Origin of the sequence: Bradyrhizobium sp. MOS003, from assembly GCF_003020125.1 — a bacterium.
Classification (GTDB): Bacteria; Pseudomonadota; Alphaproteobacteria; order Rhizobiales; family Xanthobacteraceae; genus Bradyrhizobium.
In genome coordinates this window covers 213,767-231,424 of the sequence record NZ_PYFW01000007.1, presented here as the reverse complement: position 1 = coordinate 231,424, position 17,658 = coordinate 213,767, and the positions used below count along the sequence as shown (strand labels likewise).

Genomic DNA, 17,658 nt, shown 5'->3' with positions numbered 1-17,658 from the left:
ATGCTGTCGCGCACCGCCGAAAACCTCTACTGGCTCGCCCGCTACGTCGAACGGGCCGAATATCTCGCGCGCACAATCGATGCGACGCTGCGCGTCACGGCCTTGCCGGCCGCCTATATCGGCAAGACCAATGAATGGGACTCGGCACTCCTCACCGCCGGCGTGGCCGCCAGCTTCTATCAGACCTACGAGGAAGCCAACGAGCACAACGTCGTCGACTACCTCTCGTTCTCCGTGGACAATCCCTCCTCGATCCGAAACTGCATCGAGGCAGCGAGGCTGAACTCGCGCTCGGTGCGCACCGCGCTGACCAGCGAGATGTGGGACACGATCAACTCGGCCTGGATCGAACTACAGGCGGTCTGGAGCAAGGGCACTTCGACCCGCGAGGATCTCGCAAAGTTCCTGCGCTTCGTCCAGGAGACCTCGCTGCGCTTCGACGGCTCGGCCTACCGGACCATGCTGCGCAACGACGCCTACTGGTTCTCCCGGCTCGGCCTGCATCTGGAGCGCGCCGACAACACCGCGCGCATTCTCGACGTGAAGTATCACGTGCTGCTGCCCGAAGAGGAGCACGTCGGCGGCCCGCTGGACTTCTATCAGTGGAGCTCGATCCTGCGCTCGGTGTCGGCGCTGACGGCCTATCACTGGGTCTATCGCGAAACGCTCAAACCGTGGCTGGTCGCGGATTTGCTCATTCTCAACAGCACGCTGCCGCGCTCGCTGGCGAGCTGCTACGACAATCTCGTGCGCAATCTCGACCAGATCGGCGTCGCCTATGGCCGCCAGGGCCCGGCCCAGCGCCACGCCCGCGGCATCCGTAACCGGCTCGAACACAGCAATATGAACGACATTTTCCAGCATGGCGTGCATGAATTCATTCAGGAATTCATCACGGACAATTCCAGGCTGGGCGAAATCATCACGAAGCAGTATTTGATCTGATGTCCTCCGACTGACGAAACGGGATATCGTCATGGCCGGGCCTGTCCCGGCCATCCACGTTCTTGCTTCCACGTACAGGGAAGAGCGTGGATGCCCGGGACAAGCCCGGGCATGACGAATGACTTCGCGGTAGCCATTCGGGCCCAACCACACTAATGCACGGTCCACCATGCGCCTGCGAATCCTGCACACGACGACCTATCGCTACGAGCCGCCGGCCACCAGCGTGATCCAGATCCTGCGCATGACCCCGTGCAGCCATGACGGGCAATATGTTGCGGAATGGCAGATCGACGTCTCCACCGACACCAGGCTCGACGCCCACGAGGACGCGTTCGGCAACGTCACCCATGTGCTGTCCTGCGGGCCCGTCGGCGATATCAAGATCACCGCCGAGGGCCTGATCGAAACCCACGACACCGGCGGCGTGCTGCGCGGTACCGACGAGCGCTTCCCGGCGGGCATGTTCTTGCGCACCACCGACCTCACCTCGGCCAATACGGCCATGATGGCGGTCGCGCGCCAGTTGCGCAGCGAGGCCGAGAGCGACACCCTCGGCTTCCTGCACACGCTGATGACGGAGATCGGCGATCACATGACGTTCGACGAGGACCCGACCAACAGCGGCACGTCGGCCGCCGAGGCATTCACGCTCAAGCGCGGCGTCTGCCAGGACTATGCGCACATTTTCATCGCCTGCGCCCGCACCAGCGGCGTGCCGGCGCGCTTCGTCTCCGGCCACTTCCTGCGCTCGGACGGCACGGTGCATCAGGACGCCGGCCATGCCTGGGCTGAAGCCTACGTGCCCGATCTCGGCTGGGTCGGCTTCGATCCCGCCAACTCCATCTGCGCCACCGATGCCCATGTCCGCGTCGCGATCGGGCTCGACTATCTTGGCGCAGCCCCGGTGCGTGGTACCCGCTACGGCGGCGGCGCGGAGACTCTGACCGTGGCCGTGAAGGTCGAGCAGGCCAGCCGCGGCGGGCCGTCGCAATCGCAATCCCAGCGACAGAGCTAGACGCAGCCGCCCGAACGCACGGGCCGTGCTACACTCGCGGGGATCAGATCTGCTCCCCTGCGAGGTACACCATGGCAACCGTCAAGCTGCTTTCGGACGATGAACTCTCTCCTGAAGCGCGGGCCGTCTTCGACGATATCCGCAAGGTGCGGAAGTCGGATTTCGTCAACAATTTCTGGCGCGCGCTGGCGCATGATCCGAAGACGCTGCGAAGGACGTGGGAGAGCATCAAGGAGGTGATGGCTCCCGGCGCGCTCCATCCCAAGGTCAAGGAAATGCTCTATGTCGCGGTTTCGATCGCACATGGCTGTAGCTACTGCATTCACTCCCACACCGCCGGCGCACGGGCCAAGGGCATGACCGAGGCCGGATATGCCGAGATGCTCGCCATCGTCGGCATGGCCGCGGAGACCAACCGGCTGGTCACGGCGCTCGGCGTGCCGGTCGACGAGGCTTTCCTGGTCGACGCGGCCGATTGAGCCAAGACAGGAAGATCTCACCACCCGTCATTCCGGGGCGCGACGAAGTCGCGAACCCGGAATCCATTCGTCCACCAACTCTGCCTCTCAGTGGATTGGGGGCTCGCGCTGCGCGCGCCCCGGATGACGGCCGGAATCGGGGGTTTCATGCCTCCCCGAAATTGGCTAGTACTTCGGCGCAAACGCGTTCGGGGACTGGAAATGACCTATTGCTGCGGAATTCTGGTTCGGGACGGTCTGGTGATGATCGCCGATACCCGCACCAATGCCGGCCTCGACAACGTCTCGACCTTCCGCAAGCTGCACATCTTCTCAAAGCCCGGCGAGCGCATCATGGCGATCGCCAGTGCCGGCAACCTCGCCATCAGCCAGTCGGTGCTCTCGACGCTGACGGAAGGCCTGGAAGACCCGGACACGGGCGAGATCGAGACCCTGATGAACGCGCCGACCATGTTCCAGGCCGCCCAGCGCATCGGCCGCGCCATCCGGGCGGTGCACGCCACCGAAGGCCCGGCGCTGAAATCCGAGGACGTCTCCTTCGACGTCTCCTTCCTGTTCGGCGGCCAGATCAAGGGCTCCCGGATGCGCCTGTTCATGGTCTACACCGCCGGCAATTTCATCGAGTGCACCACCGACACGCCGTACCTGCAGATCGGCGAGCACAAATACGGCAAGCCGGTGCTCGACCGCGCCATGCATTACGACGTCGAGCTCTACGAGGCGCTGAAGACCGGCCTGATCTCGATGGACTCGACCATGCGCTCCAACCTCGGCGTCGGCCTTCCCATCGACGTGCTGGTGGTGCGCGCCGACGCCTGCGATGCCGATCTCAACCACCGCATCGAGGCCGGCGAGCCCTATTTCCACGATCTGCGCTCGCGCTGGTCGGCGGCGCTGCGCGCGGCGCATCAGAACATTCCGCGGCCGCCCTACAAGAACGAAAAAGAACCGAAAACCTGACAGAATGAGAAAAGGCAGGAAACGATGAGTGAAGCAAAGAAGATCGCCCTGGTGACGGGCGCCGGCACCGGCGTCGGGCGCGCGGCCTCGCTGGCGTTGATGAACACCGGCTTCACCGTGGTGCTGGTCGGCCGCCGCCTCGACATGCTCGAGGAGACCGCAAAGCTCGGCCCCGCCGGACAAAGCCTCTGCGTCACCGCGGACATGACCAAGCCGGAGTCCATCGCCGCGCTGTTCGACAAGGTGAAGGCGACCTATGGCCGTCTCGACGTGCTGTTCAACAATGCCGGCATGGGCGCCCCTGCCGTGCCGTTCGAGGATCTCGGCCTCGAGCAGTGGCAGGCGGTGGTCAACACCAACCTCACCGGCCCGTTCCTGTGCACCCAGCACGCCTTCCGCATCATGAAGGACCAGAGCCCGCGCGGCGGCCGCATCATCAACAACGGCTCGATCTCCGCGCACGCGCCGCGCCCGTTCTCGGCGGCCTACACCTCGACCAAGCACGCCATCACCGGCCTGACCAAGGCCAGCAATCTCGACGGTCGCATGTACGACATCGCGGTCGGCCAGGTCGACATCGGCAATGCCGCGACCCCGATGACCGACCGCATGGTCAACGGCCCCGGCGTGCTGCAGCCGGACGGCACCACCAAGCACGAACCGCGCATGGACGCCAAGGCGGTCGGCGATGCCGTCGCCTACATGGCCGGCCTGCCGCTCGACGCCAACGTGCTGACGATGACGGTGATGGCGACCAAGATGCCGTTCGTCGGACGGGGCTGACCCTAAAATTGCGAAAACAACCCCATGCACAGTAGCCGTCAAGAGGCGTCTGCTGCTGCAGTGACGGGGGGTGACACGAGCTAAATGCCAGCGCTGCCGTCGCAATCGTCATTGCGAGCGCAGCGAAGCAATCCAGACTGCTTCCGCGGAGGGGTTCTGGATTGCTTCGTCGCAAGAGCTCCTCGCAATGACGGCGGAGAGGCCCGTGCCCTACTCCAAGCTTTCGACCTTCCGCAGGCTCGGAAACAGCTTCATCCAGAGCAGCGCCACCGCAACCGTGGCAACGCCGCCGAGTACGGCGGCCGGCATGGCGCCGAGCAGCGCGGCGGCCACCCCGCTTTCGAACTGGCCGAGCTGGTTCGAGGCGTTGATGAAGAGGAAGTTCACCGCGCCGACCCGGCCGCGCATCTCGTCGGGCGTGGACAGCTGCACCAGCGAGAAGCGGATCACGACGCTGATCGTATCGGCGGCGCCGAGCACGGCGAGTGATAGCACCGACAGCCACATCCAGGACGACAGAGCGAACACGATGGTGGCAACACCGAACACGATCACGGCCTGGAACATGCGCAGGCCGACATGCCTGGAGATGGCGTGACGCGCCAGCACCATGGTCATCAGAAGCGCCCCGACTGCGGGCGCGGCACGCAGCACGCCGAGCCCGACCGGGCCGGTCTGCAGGATGTCGCGGGCATAGATCGGCAGCAGCGCGGTGACGCCGCCGAACAGCACCGCGAACAAATCGAGCGAGATGGTGCCGAGGATCGCCGGATTGCTGCGGATGAAGCGGACGCCGGCGAAGATGTTGTCCGAGTCCGTTCCCTCCTTCGCGACGGCTTGCGGGCGCGGCCGGATGAAACCGGTCAGGATCATTCCAAAAATCCAGAACAGCAGCATCATGGCATAGGCCAGATGCGGGGCGACTGCATAGGCGAAGCCGCCGAGCGCGGGCCCCGTGATGGTCGCGACCTGCGCCGCGCCGCTGGAGACGGCGGTGGCGCGCTGCAGCGAGCCTTGCGGCGCGATCAGCGGCAGCAGCGCCGCCGTAGTCGGGCTCTCGAATGCGCCGGCAATGCCGAGCACGAAGGTCGCGATGAAGATCTGCACCTCGCCGACCGCGCCGAGATAGGTGATGATTGCGAGATAGAGCGCGGTCGCCGCCTCGACGAGTTGGCAGAGCTGGACCACGCGCTTGCGCTCATAGCGGTCGGCGGCGTGGCCGGCGACGAACACAAGAAGTGCGGTGGGCAGAAATTGCACGAGGCCGACCATGCCGAGATCGAAGGCCGAGCCGGTGAGATCATAGATTTGCCAGCCGATCGCGACCGCCGCGATCTGGCTGGAAAAGCGCGACAGGCTGCGCGAGAGCAGGAAGAACAGGAAAGCGCGGTGGGTCAGGAGTTGGCCGGCGGTCACCGGCGGATTCACGACTGTTGGCTGCTCTGGCATCGCCTGTTGGGTCACCCTGACCGTCGCTCCCTTGGACGTCTTCCGCGTGGCTGACGCAGACCAGCTTGTCAACAGCGGGACGGCCAACACCATTCCCGGCATTGCCTTTGCAACGCAGGCGCGGCCATAATCATTGAGGGTTTGGGGACATCATGCTGCGCCTGCAATCGGCACTCGGCATTTTCGCATTGCTTTTGATCGCCTTCACGCTTGCGGAGAACCGGCGCGCCGTGTCGCTACGACAGGCGGCCATCGGCCTCGTCGCCACATTCGTCACCGCGATCGCGCTCCTGAAGCTGCCGGTCGTCGCGCACGCCTTCGGCGCCATCAACGAGGCTGTCGGTGCGATTTCCGCGGCCTCGCGCGCCGGCTCCGCCTTCGTGTTCGGCTATGTCGGCGGCGGCCCCCTTCCTTTCGACGTCAAGGTGCCCGGCGCCGATTTCATCCTGGCGTTCCAGGCGCTGCCGATCGTGCTGGTGATGAGCGTGCTGACGACGCTGCTGTTCTATTGGCGCGTACTGCCGCCCGTTGTCCGCGGCATGGCCTGGCTGCTGGAGCGGACGCTCGGCGTCGGCGGCGCGGTGGGCCTCTCGACCGCCGCCAACATCTTTCTCGGCATGGTCGAGGCGCCGCTGTTCGTGCGGCCCTATCTGAAGCAGATGACCCGCAGCGAATTATTCCTGGTGATGACCGGCGGGATGGCGGGCATCGCCGGCACCGTGCTGGTGCTCTATGCGACGCTGCTGGCGCCCCTCATTCCCGACGCGCCCGCGCATTTCGTCATCGCCTCCGTGCTGGGCGCGCCGGCCGCGATCCTCGTCAGCCTGATCATGGTGCCCGAAACCTCCGACAGTCGCACCGGCGGGATGTTGGAAAATCCCGAGATGGAGGTTGCCAGCACGATGGACGCGATCGTGAAGGGCACCGGCGCAGGGATCGAACTGCTGATCAACATCGTCGCGATGTTGCTGGTGCTGGTGGCGCTGGTCTATCTCGTCAACGCCATGCTCGGCCTGCTGCCGAATGTCGGCGGCGCCGCGATCTCGTTGCAGCGCCTGCTCGGTCTCGCGATGGCGCCGGTGTGCTGGCTGATGGGACTGCCCTGGGACCAGGCGGTGACGGCCGGCAGCCTGATGGGCACCAAGACGGTGCTCAACGAATTGATCGCCTATGTCGACTTCTCGAAGCTGCCGCCCGATACGCTCGACCCGCGCTCGCGCCTGATCATGCTCTACGCCATGTGCGGCTTCGCCAATTTCGCCAGCCTCGGCATCATGATCGGCGGGCTCGGCGTGATGGCGCCGGAGCGGCGCGAGGAGATCAACGCGCTCGGGTTGAAGTCGATCGTATCGGGGACGCTGACGACGTGCCTGATGGGCGCGGTGGTGGGGGTGCTGGCTTGATGCCGTGGCCAAAAGGAGCGCAGCGACATCCGGGATCAGCTTCCCGCGGAGAGATTTTCCCGGATGTCGCTGGGCCCGTCCGGGCTACGAACCGGTCATTCCGGTCGACTGCACAATTTCGACTTCTGCAAGATACGGCGCACCTCGGCCAGCTTGGCACGGCAGGGCTCGACCGCCATTGCCTTCGCCTCGCTCGTTCGTCCCTGCGCCCACAGTAACACCGCCATCAAGCCCTGCGCCCCGGAGCGCACCGGCCCACCCGCCACATCTGAAGCAGCGAGCGACAGGGCGGTTCGCGCCTCCGTCTCGGCGGCACCGAGGTTCGCTTGTTCCAGGAAGAAGACTGATCGGAACACGTGGGCCCGCGCATCTCTCGGGTAGCGAGTGACGAGATCGAGCGATCGGCTGACCATCTCGTCAGCCTTCGACGGCACTTCCGACGCGCGGATATAATGCGCGGCATCGGCCATGTAGGACGCATAATGAACGGCGGCGAATCCGGCGCAGATCAGTGATCCGAGGGATGCTGCAAGCAACGTCATGCCGGCGCTCCGCGGCAGGCTGTCATAGGACCAGAAGGCGAGCCACGGCGTGATCGCGAGCGCGGCGCCGGCCACCGCACCGCCCGCATGGGCATAATAGTTGACATTGCCCGAGGCACCGAAGGCCAACGGCAGCAATGCGGGCACACCGAAGAAGAGCGACGTCTTCAATCGCGATATGGTTTGATCGGCGTCCGCTTCGGGCTCGAAGCTCGCGACGAACAGTGCGGCAATGAGCCCGGTAATGGCGCCGGACGCGCCGACGCCCACCGTGCCGGGGCCATTGCCCAGCAGAGAGCCGACCTCACCCGCCACTGCACTGGCGACGAAGATCAGCGCAAACCAGCCACGGCCGATCAGAGACTCCAACCTGACGCCGACGATGAACAATGCAACGCAGTTGCTGATGAGGTGCCACCCGCTGCCGTGCAGCAGCGGCGCAAGGCCAATCCTCCACCACTCTCCTCGTCCGACAACGAGATCGTACCCGGAGGCGCCCTGAGCGATCAGCGAGCGGACATCAAGGTCGCCGTCCCGCGCAACGTCGATGGCCAGACTGCGTTGCAGGGCAAAGATCAGCAGCAGACCGAAAATCAGGCCAATGGTGAGAAAAGGGATATCGGCCAGAAGCTTGTTGTCGCCGAAAAGCGTCCCCTCATCGGGAAAGGGCCGAGCGGGGTCACGCACGATCTCCGGAGCGATCGGCGCGGCGATGGGTCGAATCGACGCTCTTGAGGGCGGCGCCGCGACACCACGTCGGCCAAAAGTGTTGGTCGCCATGAAAGCATTCCTGCGTTTTCACAGCTTTGAGTTGACGGGAGAGGTCTTTTCGACTGGTTAGCGCCAGCGCTGCGGGGCAGCTGAAACCATCCGACTGGTAATTGCGCGGTTTCTCAGATCGGCTGACTTTTAGCGATCGTGACGGGGGCTGGCCCCTGTTTGATGGGGCGCGGTGGTGGGGGGCTGTCGTAAGTCTCTCCGGCGTCATTCCGGGGCGCGACGAGGTCGCGAGTTCTGGTGCGGAACCGCGCAACTGAGAATCCTTTGGGCCGCGGTCTATGACCTAAAAGGGATTCCGGGCTCGCGCCGAGAAGCGCGCCCGGAATGACGAGAGATCCCGTAGTCGGCCGTGATCAGAGGTCAGCCTCTTCCTTGGCCAGCGTCAGCAATCGAAGCGTCAGGAACGTGAACACCGCGATCGTCACCGCGACATCGTAGGCACCGAGCCCGACGGAGACGCCGATGGCACCGGTGGCCCACAGGCTTGCGGCCGTGGCCGTGCCGTGTACCGAATTGCCCTGCTTGAGGATCGCGCCGCCGCCGATGAAGCCGATACCGGTAATGAGGCCCTCGATCACCTTGGCCATGCCGTCAGGCGAATGCACCAGAAGACTTTCGCTCGCCTGCACGAAGCCGCAGCTCGCCAGCGCGACCAGTGGGAAAGTGCGCAGGCCCGCGCTTCGCGCGCGCTTCTCGCGATCCCACCCGATCGGAACGGCAAGCGCAAACGCGGCCGCCAGCGCAACGACATGAACGCCGATGTTGAACCTGTCCAAAGCAAATCCCCGAAACGAAAGCCGCCATCACTATCAAGCCGGCTGCAACGCGGCCAAGCGGCTGATGGTTTCCTGACGGGCGAATTTGTCGCATGCGTCGTGCAGGGATGCGTTTCGCGGGGCGCGCGCAGCCTGGATTGGCGCAAGCGTAATCCGAGCAGATCGCCTGCCAGATGCGCTGTCCCGGATTGCGCTGCATCCGGGCTGCGAACCGGTTCGTCATCGCGAGCGAACCGAAGCAATCCAGAAATGCTTCCGCGGAGATGGTCTGGATTGCGTCGCTCGCAAGGACGGCGGAGGCGGAGAGAAACGAAAGCGCCTACGCCTTCAACTCCACCGTCTTGAACTCCGCCGGCAGGATCACCTCCAGCAGTTCGACGTCATCCGAGTAGTCCAGAATCATGTGCTTGATCTTCGGCGGCTGGGTCCAGGCACTGCCTTCCTTCATCAAGGTCTCGCCCTGCCCCTCCATGTAGGTCTTCACCCAGCCCTTGAGCACGTAGACCATCTGGAAGTCGACGTCGTGAAAATGCAGTTTTGACACCTCGGCCGGATCGCAAGGACCTTGCAGACGGATCACGTGGGCTTGCGCGAGGCCGCGGCTGGCGTCGGCGATGCCGAGGTCCCGGTATTTCGCGTAAGCGCGCAGGCCATCGGCCTTGAAGTCTTCCTCGCGGTGATGGCTGATCGCGATGCGCTGCCTGGGGCGTGCGGGCTTCTTTGGAGCTACGATCGGTGCCTTTGCCTTCACCGCTATGTGCGCTGGAGATCGCGCTGCGGCCTCTACGCCGCTCCGCTTCTTGACCGCGGTCTTCGTTGCGGGTCTTGATGTTTTTTGCTTGGCCATTGTCTGCCTCCCTGATCTGAGCCGGCCCGCCGGACAGGCACAACCCGAGGGCAGACTATCCAGTCCCGGATCAGGCGGCAATTGCCGGGCGCAAGTCTGGCAGCACGATGACCCCATCGGTCGTAGCTTGTCCGAAGCTGTCGTGGCGCGCGGCCGTCGTCTCGTATTCGTTTTCCCGCTGAATTAATCTCGAAGGGAGATTCTGGGGGAATGAAATCATGGGCAACAGCGTAGGTCAGCGTGCATTTCAAAATGCCCGGCTTCAGAAAAGGCAAAAGGCCGAAGTGCTGCCGCTGCTCGGGCATGCGCTCCAACTCCACAAGATGGGGCTTCTCCCCGAGGCCCGGGCTGCCTATCGCCAAATCCTGCAGCTCGCGCCCAACCAATTCATGGTGCTGCACATGCTCGGGGCTCTGGAGTCCGATGCCAAGAACTATCAGCAAGCCGAAATCCTGCTGAGCCGAGCGGTCGCGGCGGATCCGCGATCTGCCGATGCTCATATGAGCCTGGGCATCGCGCTCAACGGGCTGCGGCGGCACGACGAGGCCTGCGCGAGCTATCGAAAGGCCCTCGCCTTGCGGCCCAACCACGCCGTAACCCTTTCCAATCTCGGGAACGCGAGCGTGGCCCTCGATCTTCACGAGGAGGCGCTCCACAGCTACGACAAGGCGATCGCACTCAACGCAAACCTTGCCGAAGCCCACAACGGCCGGGGTTGGGCGCTGTGCCGTCAGCGCAATTATGACGAGGCCCTCGCCAGCTTGAACCGCGCGCTGTCGATCAAGCCCGACTATGCCGCGGCGCTGGCGAACCGTGCCACTGCACTACGGGAGCTTCAGCGATTTGACGAAGCGTTGGCAGACGGCAACCAGGCCATCGCGCTCGCTCCCGGCGACGCGAATGGCTGGCTCGCCCGGGCCAGTGTCCTGCTCCAGATCCAGCAGATTGCCCAGGCATCGCACGATTGCGTGCAGGCGCTCGCGATCGATCCCGATTCGATTCAAGCTCACCTGGTGCAGGGCCTTTGCCTCGCCGGACTTGGCCGGGTCGACGAAGCCCTCGCCAGTTTCGACAAAGCCCTCGACATCCAGCCCGACCTGCAGAGCGCGATCTCCAACAAGATCTTCACGCTCGATTTTGCGGGGGACGCCACCGTCGAACGGCATCAGCAGGCGCGCCATGTGTGGTGGGACCGTGTCGGCGCGAAAATCGCTTCGGAAGCGGCGGCACCGCATGACAACAGCCGCGATCCGGATCGACGCCTGGTGCTTGGCTATGTCTCGTCGGATTTCAATGCGCATTCGGCCGCGCTGATTTTCAAGCCGGTCCTTCAACACCACGACCGCACGCAGTTCGAGGTCGTGTGCTACGCTTGTTCGTCGAAAGTGGATGCGACGACCAGCGAATTTCAGGGGATCGCGGATCGCTGGCGCGACGCCTCGCAATGGACCGAAGATCGCCTCGCCGCCGAGATCCGCGCCGACGGCATCGACATCCTGATCGATCTGTCCGGCCATACCAGAGGGAACCGTCTCGGCGTGTTTGCGCGCAAGCCGGCACCCATCCAGGTGCATGGCTGGGGTCACGGCACCGGCACCGGCCTGCCGACGATCGATTATCTGATCTCGGACCCGGTCGCGATCCCCTTCGAGGTTCGGCATCTGTTTGCCGAGACCGTGGTCGACCTGCCGTGCTTCGTCACGCTGGCGTCGTTGCCGACCGAGATTCCGCGGGCACCAACGCCGGCGATCTCGAACGGATTCGTCACCTTCGGCGTCTTCAACCGCATCAGCAAGATTTCGGACGAGGCCGCGCAAGTCTGGTCCACGATTCTCGAGCGGGTGCCGGGTTCGCGCCTGCTGGTCAAGGATGTTGCGCTGGACGACCAGCTGGTCCGCGAGAACCTGCTGGCGCGTTTCGAGGCTTGCGGATTGCCGGCCGAACGCGTCGATCTGCTCGGCGCGACCTTGCGAAGCGAGCATCTGGCATCGTTCAATCGCGTCGACATCTGCCTCGACCCCTTCCCGCAGAATGGCGGTGTCAGCACATGGGAAGCCTTGCAGATGGGCGTGCCGGTGGTGGCGAAGCTCGGCAACAGCCTGCCCAGCCGTGCTGCCGGCTCCATTCTCACGGCACTCGGCCTGCCCGACTGGGTCACGGACAGCCATGAGGCGTACATCGACACCGCAACCAGCCGAGGTTCGCAAGTTAGCGAGCTCGATCGGTTGCGCCGCGAGTTGCCCGAGAAAATCCGGACCGCAGCCGCCAGCAACCCGGTCTCATACGGCCGAGCGGTCGACGACGCCTATCGCGCGATGTGGAGACGCTATTGCAGCGCCGGCACCTGATCGCCGTCTCAATGCAGCCGGAACACGCCATCCACGGCGCGCAACTCGGCCGGCTTGATCAGCTTGGAGTGCGCGACGGTGACTGAATGGAGCGGACCGTCGAGCTTGTCCTGCCAGAACGCCAGGAAGTCCTTCAGCGCCGGAAATTTCGGAAACATGTCGTAGTTCTGCCAGACGTAGGTCTGGAGCAGCGAGGGATGATCCGGCATCCGGTAGAGGATTTGTGCCGTCGTCAGCCCATAACCCAAAAGCTGCTTCCGAAAATCCTCGGAAACGCCCCCACTCCGCACGCCCATGCCAACCTCCTTTGCAGGAGCGCATTCAAGGGGCGGCTTGGTCGGTGTGCGCCTTACGAGCCACCCGGTACTGATGCGCTCACATGAGAGAAATGTGACGCAAACTGACAACTCATCTCAAGCCCAAAAGTTTAACAAGCTGTTGAAATTCAATGCGTTAGCAGCAGATGCGGCACCGTGCTACTACGGTCACAAAGCCCGGTTAACGATGGCCAAGGGATTTGGCAGCCTGCTCGCTTGAGTGCTTATTTTTCTGCTACAAGCCCTTGCTCCCGCAAAAATCCTGGCTTATCTGAGCAATGCCTTGCTGGCACTCGCCGGTAGGGATTGCTAACAATCCAAAAACATCAACCCGAGCAATTGCTTAGGAGGACTGCATGAAATTCCGTCCGCTTCACGACCGCGTCGTGGTCAAGCGCATCGACGCAGAAGAGAAGACCGCTGGCGGCATCATCATTCCCGACACTGCCAAGGAAAAGCCTTCGCAGGGCGAAGTCGTCGCCGTCGGCCCCGGTGGCCGCGACGAAGCCGGCAAGCTGATCCCGATCGACCTGAAGGTCGGCGACCGCGTGCTGTTCGGCAAGTGGTCCGGCACCGAGGTCAAGATCGACAATGTCGACCTGCTGATCATGAAGGAAAGCGACATTATGGGCGTCCTCGACGTCCCCGCTTCCAAGAAGAAGGCGGCCTAAGAGCCCCTCTCTCACCCAGCTAAACACCTAAGGAAAAATCCAGATGGCAGCTAAAGAAGTCAAATTCTCCGTCGATGCGCGCGACAAGATGCTTCGCGGCGTCGACATCCTCGCCAACGCGGTGAAGGTCACGCTCGGCCCCAAAGGCCGCAACGTCGTGCTCGACAAGTCGTTCGGCGCTCCCCGCATCACCAAGGACGGCGTCACCGTCGCCAAGGAGATCGAGCTCGAGGACAAGTTCGAGAACATGGGCGCGCAGATGGTGCGCGAAGTCGCCTCCAAGTCCGCTGACGCGGCCGGCGACGGCACCACCACCGCGACCGTGCTGGCCCAGGCGATCGTGCGCGAAGGCGCCAAGTCGGTGGCCGCTGGCATGAACCCGATGGACCTCAAGCGCGGTATCGACCTCGCAGTCGAAGCCGTCGTTGCGGACCTCGTCAAGAACTCCAAGAAGGTCACCTCGAACGACGAGATCGCCCAGGTCGGCACCATCTCGGCCAACGGCGACGCGGAGATCGGCAAGTTCCTCGCCGACGCCATGAAGAAGGTCGGCAACGAGGGTGTCATCACCGTCGAGGAAGCCAAGTCGCTCGAGACCGAACTCGATGTCGTCGAGGGCATGCAGTTCGACCGCGGCTACATCTCGCCCTACTTCGTCACCAACGCCGACAAGATGCGCGTCGAGATGGACGACGCCTACATCCTCATCAACGAGAAGAAGCTCTCCTCGCTGAACGAGCTGCTGCCGCTGCTCGAGGCCGTGGTGCAGACCGGCAAGCCGCTGGTCATCGTCGCCGAAGACGTCGAAGGTGAAGCGCTTGCGACCCTGGTCGTGAACCGCCTCCGTGGCGGCCTGAAGGTCGCGGCCGTCAAGGCTCCGGGCTTCGGCGATCGCCGCAAGGCCATGCTGCAGGACATCGCGATCCTGACCGGCGGCCAGGCGATCTCGGAAGATCTCGGCATCAAGCTCGAGAACGTCACGCTCAACATGCTCGGTCGCGCCAAGAAGGTGATGATCGACAAGGAGAACACCACGATCGTCAACGGCGCCGGCAAGAAGGCCGACATCGAAGCGCGCGTGGCGCAGATCAAGGCGCAGATCGAGGAAACCACCTCGGACTACGACCGTGAGAAGCTCCAGGAGCGTCTTGCCAAGCTCGCGGGCGGCGTCGCGGTGATCCGCGTCGGCGGCGCGACCGAGGTCGAGGTGAAGGAGCGCAAGGATCGCGTTGATGACGCGATGCATGCGACCCGCGCGGCTGTCGAGGAAGGCATCGTCCCGGGCGGCGGCGTCGCCCTGCTCCGTGCTTCCGAGCAGCTCAAGGGCCTGCGCACCAAGAACGACGACCAGAAGACCGGCGTCGAGATCGTCCGCAAGGCGCTGTCGGCTCCCGCTCGCCAGATCGCGATCAACGCCGGTGAAGACGGCTCTGTGATCGTCGGCAAGGTGCTCGAGAACAAGACCTACGCCTACGGCTTCGACTCCCAGACCGGCGAATATGGTGACCTCGTCAAGAAGGGCATCATCGACCCGACCAAGGTGGTCCGTACCGCGATCCAGAACGCAGCTTCGGTTGCGGCCCTGCTGATCACCACGGAAGCCATGGTCGCCGAGCTGCCCAAGAAGGGCGGCGCCGGTCCGGCGATGCCCCCGGGCGGCGGCATGGGCGGCATGGACTTCTAAGGTCTACGCACCTCAAGGACTACGAAACCCCGGCAGCGATGCCGGGGTTTTTGTTTGGGGGGACGATACACGCCCAGATGGTGGCGAGTTCGTCATTCCGGGGCGGCGCAAAGCGCCGAGCCCGGAATCCATAACCACAGGCGGATGGAATGGCCTACGATGTCTACATCCTCGCAAGTAAGAAGCACGGCACGCTCTACATCGGCGTGACCAGCGATCTCATTCGCCGTGTGTACGAGCACAAGACAAAAGCCGTTCCCGGATTCACGACGAAGTACGGCGTCGAGAAGCTCGTCTTGTTCGAGATCCACGACGATGCAGTTACCGCAATCGCCCGCGAGAAAGAACTCAAGAAGTGGCGCCGCGACTGGAAGACGAGGCTCATCGAGGAGCAAAACCCAAATTGGGATGATCTCTATCCTGGGATAGCCAAATAAGGCCTGTGGTTATGGATTCCGGGCTCGATGCTGCGCATGGCCCCGGAATGACGGAGGAGAGTCCCGCCGCCTCACTCCACCCTCCCCAACCGTTCGAAGCGCGGCTCGCCGTCTTCATCGAGCGACCAGAAGATGCGCGTCAATTTGCCGACGAGGTTGTCCATCGGCACGAAACCGAACGCCGACATCATGCGGCTGTCGGTGGAATTATCGCGATTGTCGCCGAGCACGAAGAAGTGGCCCGGCGGCACCGTGAAGACGTTGGTGTTGTCCAGGTAACCGTTGTCGACGCAGTCGTACGTCACGTAGCTCGCACCGTTCGGCAGCGTCTCTCGCCAGCGCTTGACCGTTGCGTCGTCATCCACCCCGCAGGCAGAACCGGCTGGCGTCTCCTTCAGCGCAACCCGCGTCACCGGCTTGTCGTTGAGGAAGAGCTGGCCTTGCAGCATCTGGATGCGGTCGCCGGGCAGGCCGATCACGCGCTTGACGTAGTCGGTCGAATTGTCTTTCGCCGTCCGGAACACGACGATGTCACCATATTCCGGATCGGCAGCAAAGACGCGGCGCGAGATCCAGGACGACGCGAACGGCAAGGAATACCGGCCGTAACCATAGGCATATTTGGCGGCGAAGACATAGTCGCCGACCATCAGCGTCGGCACCATCGAATTGGAGGGGATGCTGAACGGCTGATACAGGGCGAAGCGAAGCAGGATCAGCGGCGACCACAGCACCGGGACCAGCAGGATCAGGATGACGATCACCTTCCACTCCCGCGATCGCGCCGCCGGCGGCCGGATGGTGTCCTGAACAATCGTCATGCGCCTGCCCTGATCAAAGAAATGGTTATCGCGAGATTACGCAACCTTCGCGGGCGCGCAATCCCACGTCCGTGATTTTGGTCGCACAGGAGCGGTTCCGCGTTCACTGCAAGCGACGACAACGGATGTGTGAAGGACCGCCCGTGGGCGGCCCCTCGTTTTCATGCGCTCTCGGGCGCTTTCAGGCGCACGAGCCGGGTCAGGAGGGCATCGAGGCCCTCGCCGTTGCCGGCATGGAGGTCGATGCGGCCGACCTTCTCGACCAGCCGCTCCAGCGACTCCAGCTCCTTGAGCCGCAGCAGCAGGGGGTTCTCCTCCATCAGGCGGGCGGTGTTCAGAAGCGAACGCGTCGCCGCGGTCTCTTCCTGCCGGCGGATCAGGTTCGCCTTCGCGACCCGCTCCGCCTCCACCACCTTGTTCACCAGCTCCCGGATCTCGCCGGGCAGGATCACGTCCTTGACGCCGAGCTCGGTGACCTCGACACCGGACTCCGCGACGCGTGCGCGAACATAGTCGCGCAGCTCCGCATCCAGCGCCGCCTTCGCAGACAGCACCTCGTCCAGCGTCCGGCCCGCCACCGCCTCGCGGATCGCGAACTGCACCAGGCGGTACAGCCACGCATCCACGTCGGGCACGGTCGCCACCGTGCGCTCGGGATCGACGATCCGGCGGAACGCCGTCAGCGTCACCCGCAGCGCGATGCGATCCTTGGTCAGCATCTCCTGCGCGGTGATCTCGACCGCCTGGGGCCGCAGGTCGAGGCGCTTCACCTCGACCTTGCGACCGACGGTCCAGAAGGCGTGCCGACCGGGCGCGAGCCGCTCGACGAGCCGACCCTCGACGTAGAGCAGGCCCGCCTCATGGTTCTCGACCACCGTCTCGGACGATACCGCCGAACGGTTGCGCTCGATCATGCCCAGATGCCGCGCGTCGATCCGGGGATCGCCCGACACATCGACGCGCTCGACATCGATGCCGGTCACGACCTTCCAGTAGACGCGCACCTGCCAGGGCGTCAGCAGATGCACGGGCCGGCCATCGAGGCTGACGATGGCGATCTCGTCCGCCTTGGTTTCGACTGCCTCGAACAGCTCGGCGGCCAGATCGGGCCGCGCGGCCTTCAGCACCGCGTAACGATCCGCAGGGAATTCGGTCCCCACGACGTTGTACACGGTGGCCGTCAGCTCGTTGCGCAGATCGAACAGTCGATGCCGACCGGGCGCGAGCACACGCTCGAGCTGGCCGTTTCGCGTCAGTAGTGCGCGCTCACCGTCCTTCACGGTGATCGTGGTCGTCAGCAAATGCCAGGTCATGGCAACGCCTCCATCATTTGCATCCGGCCGAACGCGGTCGGATTGCGGGTTTCGTTCGCAAAGGAAGTGAGGACGCGGACGACGC

General features: G+C 64.0%; 17 protein-coding genes. 10 read left to right on the top strand and 7 right to left on the bottom strand.

What is annotated here, in order from left to right; all coding sequences use genetic code 11:
• From C7G42_RS26950 to C7G42_RS26930, 5 genes are all read left to right on the top strand, one after another.
• Entirely contained in the window at positions 1-945 is a 945-nt protein-coding gene (locus tag C7G42_RS26950; RefSeq protein ID WP_106951947.1) for an alpha-E domain-containing protein, read from the top strand.
• 169 nt (positions 946-1,114) lie between these two features.
• A complete protein-coding gene (locus C7G42_RS26945) occupies positions 1,115-1,963 on the top strand; it encodes a transglutaminase family protein (protein ID WP_106951946.1) in 849 nt (282 codons plus the stop codon).
• Between the two features lie 71 nt (positions 1,964-2,034).
• Positions 2,035-2,442 (top strand): carboxymuconolactone decarboxylase family protein, encoded by a 408-nt coding sequence (locus C7G42_RS26940; protein ID WP_106951945.1) that lies wholly within the window; start codon positions 2,035-2,037, stop codon positions 2,440-2,442.
• 201 nt (positions 2,443-2,643) lie between these two features.
• Positions 2,644-3,402, top strand: coding sequence for a proteasome-type protease (locus C7G42_RS26935; RefSeq protein ID WP_094972168.1), 759 nt, complete (start codon positions 2,644-2,646; stop codon positions 3,400-3,402).
• A 24-nt stretch (positions 3,403-3,426) separates the two neighbouring features.
• Positions 3,427-4,185, top strand: coding sequence for an SDR family oxidoreductase (locus C7G42_RS26930; RefSeq protein WP_106951944.1), 759 nt, complete (start codon positions 3,427-3,429; stop codon positions 4,183-4,185).
• A gap of 210 nt (positions 4,186-4,395) precedes the next feature.
• Here the strand turns inward: C7G42_RS26930 and C7G42_RS26925 are convergent, their stop codons facing one another.
• Positions 4,396-5,634 carry an MFS transporter gene (locus tag C7G42_RS26925; protein WP_199581165.1) on the bottom strand — a complete coding sequence of 413 codons (1,239 nt, stop codon included), beginning with the start codon at positions 5,632-5,634 and terminating at the stop codon, positions 4,396-4,398.
• A 152-nt stretch (positions 5,635-5,786) separates the two neighbouring features.
• Here C7G42_RS26925 and C7G42_RS26920 point away from each other — a divergent pair, with 152 nt between their 5' ends.
• The gene (locus C7G42_RS26920; RefSeq protein ID WP_106951942.1) at positions 5,787-7,037 is read left to right on the top strand and encodes a NupC/NupG family nucleoside CNT transporter; all 1,251 of its coding nucleotides are present in this window, start codon (positions 5,787-5,789) and stop codon (positions 7,035-7,037) included.
• Positions 7,038-7,132: 95 nt separating this feature from the next.
• Here C7G42_RS26920 and C7G42_RS26915 read toward each other — a convergent pair whose 3' ends face one another.
• The 3 genes from C7G42_RS26915 to C7G42_RS26905 all read right to left on the bottom strand — a co-directional run bounded on the left by C7G42_RS26915 (position 7,133) and on the right by C7G42_RS26905 (position 9,982).
• A complete protein-coding gene (locus C7G42_RS26915; RefSeq protein WP_245427970.1) occupies positions 7,133-8,359 on the bottom strand; it encodes a rhomboid family intramembrane serine protease in 1,227 nt (408 codons plus the stop codon).
• A 353-nt stretch (positions 8,360-8,712) separates the two neighbouring features.
• Positions 8,713-9,135: an MgtC/SapB family protein gene (locus tag C7G42_RS26910; protein ID WP_106951941.1), complete on the bottom strand. Its 423-nt coding sequence runs from the start codon at positions 9,133-9,135 to the stop codon at positions 8,713-8,715.
• A gap of 319 nt (positions 9,136-9,454) precedes the next feature.
• Entirely contained in the window at positions 9,455-9,982 is a 528-nt protein-coding gene (locus C7G42_RS26905; RefSeq protein WP_106951940.1) for a cupin domain-containing protein, read from the bottom strand.
• 218 nt (positions 9,983-10,200) lie between these two features.
• Between C7G42_RS26905 and C7G42_RS26900 the strand changes: the two genes are divergently transcribed.
• Positions 10,201-12,330 (top strand): O-linked N-acetylglucosamine transferase, SPINDLY family protein, encoded by a 2,130-nt coding sequence (locus tag C7G42_RS26900; protein WP_106951939.1) that lies wholly within the window; start codon positions 10,201-10,203, stop codon positions 12,328-12,330.
• A gap of 8 nt (positions 12,331-12,338) precedes the next feature.
• On the opposite strand, the gene C7G42_RS26895 is transcribed toward C7G42_RS26900, so the two are convergent.
• A complete protein-coding gene (locus C7G42_RS26895) occupies positions 12,339-12,626 on the bottom strand; it encodes an usg protein (RefSeq protein ID WP_094895562.1) in 288 nt (95 codons plus the stop codon).
• 377 nt (positions 12,627-13,003) lie between these two features.
• On the opposite strand from C7G42_RS26895, the gene C7G42_RS26890 reads away from it, so the two are divergent.
• From C7G42_RS26890 to C7G42_RS26880, 3 genes are all read left to right on the top strand, one after another.
• On the top strand, positions 13,004-13,318 hold the full coding sequence (locus tag C7G42_RS26890; protein WP_008139213.1) for a co-chaperone GroES: 315 nt from the start codon (positions 13,004-13,006) through the stop codon (positions 13,316-13,318).
• A 43-nt stretch (positions 13,319-13,361) separates the two neighbouring features.
• Positions 13,362-15,002: a chaperonin GroEL gene (gene groL, locus C7G42_RS26885; RefSeq protein ID WP_100176750.1), complete on the top strand. Its 1,641-nt coding sequence runs from the start codon at positions 13,362-13,364 to the stop codon at positions 15,000-15,002.
• 149 nt (positions 15,003-15,151) lie between these two features.
• The gene (locus C7G42_RS26880) at positions 15,152-15,439 is read left to right on the top strand and encodes a GIY-YIG nuclease family protein (protein ID WP_106951938.1); all 288 of its coding nucleotides are present in this window, start codon (positions 15,152-15,154) and stop codon (positions 15,437-15,439) included.
• Positions 15,440-15,510: 71 nt separating this feature from the next.
• On the opposite strand, the gene lepB is transcribed toward C7G42_RS26880, so the two are convergent.
• Both lepB and C7G42_RS26870 read right to left on the bottom strand, forming a co-directional pair.
• Entirely contained in the window at positions 15,511-16,260 is a 750-nt protein-coding gene (lepB, locus tag C7G42_RS26875) for a signal peptidase I (protein ID WP_106951937.1), read from the bottom strand.
• Between the two features lie 161 nt (positions 16,261-16,421).
• Positions 16,422-17,573, bottom strand: coding sequence for a slipin family protein (locus C7G42_RS26870; RefSeq protein WP_106951936.1), 1,152 nt, complete (start codon positions 17,571-17,573; stop codon positions 16,422-16,424).
• Positions 17,574-17,658 lie beyond the last annotated feature (85 nt).